The sequence below is a fragment of the Streptomyces otsuchiensis genome, from assembly GCF_004305975.1.
Taxonomy (GTDB): domain Bacteria; phylum Actinomycetota; class Actinomycetes; order Streptomycetales; family Streptomycetaceae; genus Streptomyces; species Streptomyces otsuchiensis.
Genome location: NZ_BHZI01000356.1, coordinates 1 through 5,030 on the forward strand (window position 1 = coordinate 1; position 5,030 = coordinate 5,030).

A 5,030-nucleotide genomic window follows, 5' to 3' on the forward strand; every position below is an offset into this window, starting at 1 on the left:
CCGTCTTCCCCGCGCGCAACCTCCCCGCCCCGGCCGGCGGTGAAGGCGCCGACCCACCCGAGCGGCAGAAGGCCCGCACCGGTCCCGGCGGTGACGGCCCCACCCTGCTGTCGTCCATGGTCGAGGCCCTCAGCGGTGCCGCGGACCCGGTACGCAAGATCTGGCTCCCCCCGCTCCCCGAAGCCGTCACCCTCGACAGCATCGGCGGCGGTGTCACCGAAACCGCCGACGGGCTGCGCCTCGCCCGGCCGGCGGGCCCGCTGCGCGTTCCCGTCGGCCTGCTCGACGACCCCGGCGAACAGTGGCAGGGGCAGTGGGTCATGGACCTCACCGTCGCGGGCGGCCACTACGCCGTCATCGGCGGGCCCCAGTCCGGCAAGACCACCCTGCTGCGCACCGTGATCCTCTCCCTCGCCCTCACCCACAGCCCCCGCGACGTCGCCGTCTACGGGCTCGACCTCGTCGGCGGCGGCCTCCGGCCCACCGACGGACTGCCCCACGTCGGCGGCATCGCCACCCGCACCGACCGCGAACGCGTCGCCCGCACCGTCGAGGAACTGCGCACCATGCTCGCCGAACGCGAGATCCTCTTCCGCGACCGCGCCGTCGACTCCGTCGACACCCTCCGCCGGATGCGCGCCGCCGGGGAACTCCCCGAACTCGACTCCACCGAGATCGTCCTCGTCATCGACGGATTCGGCGCCATCCGCGAGGAGTTCGAGGCACTCGACGACGGCATCTCCGACCTGCTGCGCCGGGGCGGCGGCTACGGCATCCACGTCGTCGCGGGAATGCTGCGCTGGAACGACGTCCGCATCAACGTGCAGTCCTCCTTCGGCAGCCGCCTCGAACTGCGCCTCAACGACGCCGGTGACAGCGGCATCGACCGCAAGCTCATCGAGACCGTCCCCGCCGACGCCCCCGGCCGCGCGCTGACCGACGCCAAGCTCTTCGCCCACACCGCGCTGCCGCGCATCGACGGCGCCACCGACGACGCGGCCGCCGCCGCCCTGGACACCGCCGTACGAGGCATCCGCGACGCCTGGCGGGGAGCGGGCGTCCGCCCCGTACGGGTACTGCCCGCCTCCCTGCCCGCCGCCTCGCTCCCCGCCGACGGGCCCCGCCGCTCCGCCGTGCCGTTCGGCGTCCACGAGGACCTCACCCCCGCCACCCTCGACCTCGAAGGCGCCGACCAGCACCTGCTGATCCTCGGCGACAGCGAGTGCGGCAAGACCAACCTGCTCCAACTCCTCGCCCGCGGGCTGATGGAGCGCTACTCCGACGAGGACCTGGTCTTCGCCGTGATGGACCCGCGCCGGGGACTGCGCGGCGCGGTCCCCGAGGCGTACCGCGGTGGCTACGCCCACAACGCCGACCTCGCCGGACGGCTCTCCGCGGGCATCGCCACCAAGCTCAAGGAGCGGATGCCCGACAGCGACCTCGGCCCCGACGCGCTCGACACCACCGGCTTCAGCGGCCCCCGCATCGTCGTCCTCATCGACGACTACGACATCCTCGCCACCGCCAACCAGCGGCCGCTCCAGCACTTCGTGCCGTTCATCCCCTCGGCACCCGACATCGGGCTGCACTTCGTCGTCACCCGCCGGGTGGCGGGTGTCTCCCGCGCCTTCTACGAACCCTTCCTCCAGTCGCTGAAGGAGAACGGCAGCTCGGCGCTGCTGATGACCGGCGACCGGCAGGAGGGGCAGCTGTACCCGAAGCTCTACCCGCGCGCCGAACCCCCCGGCCGCGGCACTCTGATCCGCCGCGGCGCCCCCTACCGGCTCGTCCAGACCGGGCGCCTGTGACGGCGTTCCGGCCGGTGGTCGGCCGGCGGCCGGCAGACGCGGCCGGTCGCGCCGCGGATCAGCGGCGCTCGGACTGCGGAAGCCCGAAGCAGCCGGTGAAGGTGGTGACGAGGATCTTCGACACCTCGTGCCCCGCAGCCTCGTTGGCCGCGTCCATGAAGAGCGCATAGGCGAAGAGACCGTCCGAGGGGCGCTCGGCCCGCAGTTCGAGCTCGGCGGCCGGGCTGCTGTTCCGCTCGTACATCACGACACCCCAGCCGTGTTCCGGCAGCCCGGAACGCAGCCGGTCCATCGCGCGCGCCAGGTCGGCCTCCGGCGAATCGGCGAGGGACCACACATGCCGCATCGTGTAGTGGGAGTCGTCGTCCCCCTCGGCACAGGCGCCCCGACGGGGCGTCGACTCCATCCGCACGTTCTCGGGAGGCAACCCGGCGATCCCCGCCAACTGCTCCGAGGCCGCCGTCACCTCCGCGGCGAGCCGCTCCACGGGGCGAACAGTCGCGGGGCCGGTCGCCGTCGCGTCGCCCCGTTCGCCCGCACCGGATCCAGGTCCGTCTTCGTTCATCGCGCATCCCGACGTCATGGCCAGAGCGGCGAAGACACCCGCCGCCAGAAACACTCGAATGAGAGTAGGGGGTGGGTCACTCACGAATCACGCCGCTCGGCCGCCCCACCACGACGTGCGCCTGGTTCCGCAGATTGAGCTCCGAGCTCCAGTAGTCGCTGTGGTCCTGCGCGTCGTTCCGCATCCGGCCGGCGCCGAAGTCCTCATCGGCCGGGACGTTCGGCCAGTGGTCCGTGTCGTGGTACGGGACGCCGAACAGACCGCGCCGCCAGCGGCTGTCGGTCTCGCCGTGGAACAACCGGCCTCCCTCGGCCACCTGGTCCTTGCTGAACGGGGCCTGCATCGACCACACGTTCTCGGCGCCGACGCCCAGCCGGTCGGCATGGCCGACCGTCATCCCCGGACTCCCGACCGCGATGATGCTGTCGGCGGCGATCGGGCGGGAGCGCCCCGCCTCCTGGGTGGCGGCACCGACCAGCGTGCTGCCGTAACTGTGCGCGATGACCGTGGTGTTGCCCTGGCCCGGGCCGCCGCGTGAGGCCTCCAGACCGTCGAGGAACCCGTTGAGGACCGGAGCCCCCTCCTCGGCGTAGACCCGCCTGGTCGCGTCGGGAAAGATCTTCGCCGGGGAGTCGTAGCCGATCCAGGTCACCGTGGAGACGGCCTCACCGGGGCGGGCCAGCTCCGACGACGTCTGCCACACGTCGACCGTGCGGTTGAGGTCCCCGCGGACGCCCTTCAGCTCGGAGCCGGTGCCGGGCACGAGGACCGCCGTGTGATCGGCCGTGTCGGGATTCCCGTTGGCGATGGCCACCTTGCCCCGGTTCTCCTGGTCGAAGACGAGCAGATAGGCGCGCGGCAGCGTCGGATCGCTGTAGTCGCCCTCACCGTTCAGACGGTCGTTGACGGTCAGCAGTGCGCTGATCTCCTTCTTCCGCTCGTTCCACTCCTTCCATTCCTCCGTCTCCACCTCCGTGGAGGTGAAGCCGTAGTAGTGGCGCCGACGGACGGTGACGTAGCGCTCCGGTTCGGCGTCCAGGTGCCGTTCGTACGCCAGGTCGGGACGGTCCTGGCGCCACATCCGCTCGAAGACGACGCGGTTGGCCCGGTCGCGCACCGCCACCGGCAGTCCGTCGGTGGCGCCGATCTCGGCGGGCGAGAGCTCGATCAGCTCCGCTCTCTCGGACTCGCTCAGCCCCCGCCACCAGGCGGCCGCCTCGGCCGGGGTGCTGAAGGTGGGGACCACCGCCAGCGGCATCCAGGGGCCCTGACCGGGGAGGTAGGGGCCGAAGACCGGGAAGTGGTGCGTGCCGAGTGGCAGCGCTGACTCGACGGCACGGACCGTCTCCGCCTCCATCCGCTCGAACGAGGCGACCAGCAGGGCCGCTTCGACCCGGATGCTCTCGCTCTCCTCGACGTGCCTGCCGTAGTCCGGGTCGTCGCTGGAGACATCGGGCACGGCCCGCGCGCGTGCCCGGAGGGAGTCCAGGCGGGAGTCGATGTGCCGGGCGTCGGCCGCGTAGTCGCCCAGCGCACGTGAGACGGCGCTCACCGCGTCTCGCAGCTGTTCGCCGCCGGAGCGGACGGGAAGGGTGGTGACCAGCAGGTCCGAGGTCTCCGGGGCCTCGTAACCACCGGCCAGCCCCTGAAAGGTGGAGTGCAGGGTGTTGGCGCCGTCGAACACCGCCTCGCCGTCACGGTCCAGACTGCGGACGGCCGACTCCAGCTGGCCGAGGTTCCCGGAGAAGCTGGGTATCTCGGACTCCCTGATCAGCGACATGCGTTCCCCCGTGCCCGACTGACGGCGCTCTCGTCCCGGCCCCGGGATCTCCCGCCCCGATCGGTGCGGAGCGGGCGGGACCCGCGTCCGTGTCTAGCAGCCGCCGCAGCCTCGCGACAAGCGTCGTCGGCCGTTGTGACACGCCTGCAGCATCCCCGCCGAGAGGCCGTGTCGGGTCTGCGCGCGGGACGGAGGGCTGCCTCAGTAGCTCGCCGCGTCCGGGTCCTCGTAGCAGGGAGTGAAGACCGTGAGGGTGATCTCGGACTCCCGGCCGTCCGGCACTCCCACCTTTCGGCCGTCGAGGAAGCGGGCGTGGGCGAGCAGGAAATCCTCGTCGTGTTCCACCCGGAGTTCCAGGCTCTCGGACTCACTGGAGTCCGGTTCGTAGAGGAGCACGCGCCACCCCTGTGCGGGAAGTTCGGCGTGCAGCCGGTCCATCGCCCGGTGCAGTTCCTCCTCAGGAACCCCGGCCGCGCTCCACGTGTGTCTGACGGAGTAGAGATCGCTCTCGTAGTCCGCCGTGCACGGGCCCTTGCTGACGGGCACCGCCGCCTCGATCACCGCGCCCGGCAGGTCCAGCGCCAGGTTGAAGTGCTCGGACGCTCTCTCGACCGCCATCACGACATCGTTGGCCGGCCGAACCGGCGCGTCGTCCGTGAGGGGGGACTTCTCGTCCACGGTTCCACATCCGTTCGTCGAGAGGACCAGGATCAGCGTGGTCACGGCTGTCGCAAGCCGAAGAGGCGGCGTTGGCCGATCTGGGAGGAGACTACGGACGCTCGCTCGCATTCGGTTCCTGATATTGATCCGAAACGCTTCGGGTTCAGGCTCGTTGATGGTGTGTGAGTGATCTGGTGGGGGACGCGCGGACCTGGTC

General features: G+C 71.4%; 4 protein-coding genes. 1 reads left to right on the forward strand and 3 read right to left on the reverse strand.

Going from position 1 to position 5,030, the window contains the following annotated elements:
• On the forward strand, nucleotides 1–1,808 hold a 1,808-nt coding region (gene eccCb / locus E0D90_RS23450; protein WP_130799985.1), incomplete at its 5' end, for a type VII secretion protein EccCb.
• 58 nt (nucleotides 1,809–1,866) lie between these two features.
• Here eccCb and E0D90_RS23455 read toward each other — a convergent pair.
• From E0D90_RS23455 to E0D90_RS23465, 3 genes are all read right to left on the reverse strand, one after another.
• Nucleotides 1,867–2,373 carry a hypothetical protein gene (locus E0D90_RS23455; RefSeq protein WP_130799986.1) on the reverse strand — a complete coding sequence of 169 codons (507 nt, stop codon included), beginning with the start codon at nucleotides 2,371–2,373 and terminating at the stop codon, nucleotides 1,867–1,869.
• Nucleotides 2,374–2,449: 76 nt separating this feature from the next.
• Entirely contained in the window at nucleotides 2,450–4,153 is a 1,704-nt protein-coding gene (locus E0D90_RS23460; protein ID WP_130799987.1) for an alpha/beta hydrolase, read from the reverse strand.
• A 201-nt stretch (nucleotides 4,154–4,354) separates the two neighbouring features.
• Nucleotides 4,355–4,876, reverse strand: coding sequence for a hypothetical protein (locus E0D90_RS23465; RefSeq protein ID WP_130799988.1), 522 nt, complete (start codon nucleotides 4,874–4,876; stop codon nucleotides 4,355–4,357).
• Nucleotides 4,877–5,030: the final 154 nt, after the last annotated feature.

Excerpts from the sequence above, each read along its gene's own strand:
- E0D90_RS23455 (WP_130799986.1), bottom strand. The coding sequence starts at position 2,373 with ATGAACGAAGACGGACCTGGATCCGGTGCGGGCGAACGGGGCGACGCG.
- E0D90_RS23460 (WP_130799987.1), bottom strand. The coding sequence starts at position 4,153 with ATGTCGCTGATCAGGGAGTCCGAGATACCCAGCTTCTCCGGGAACCTC.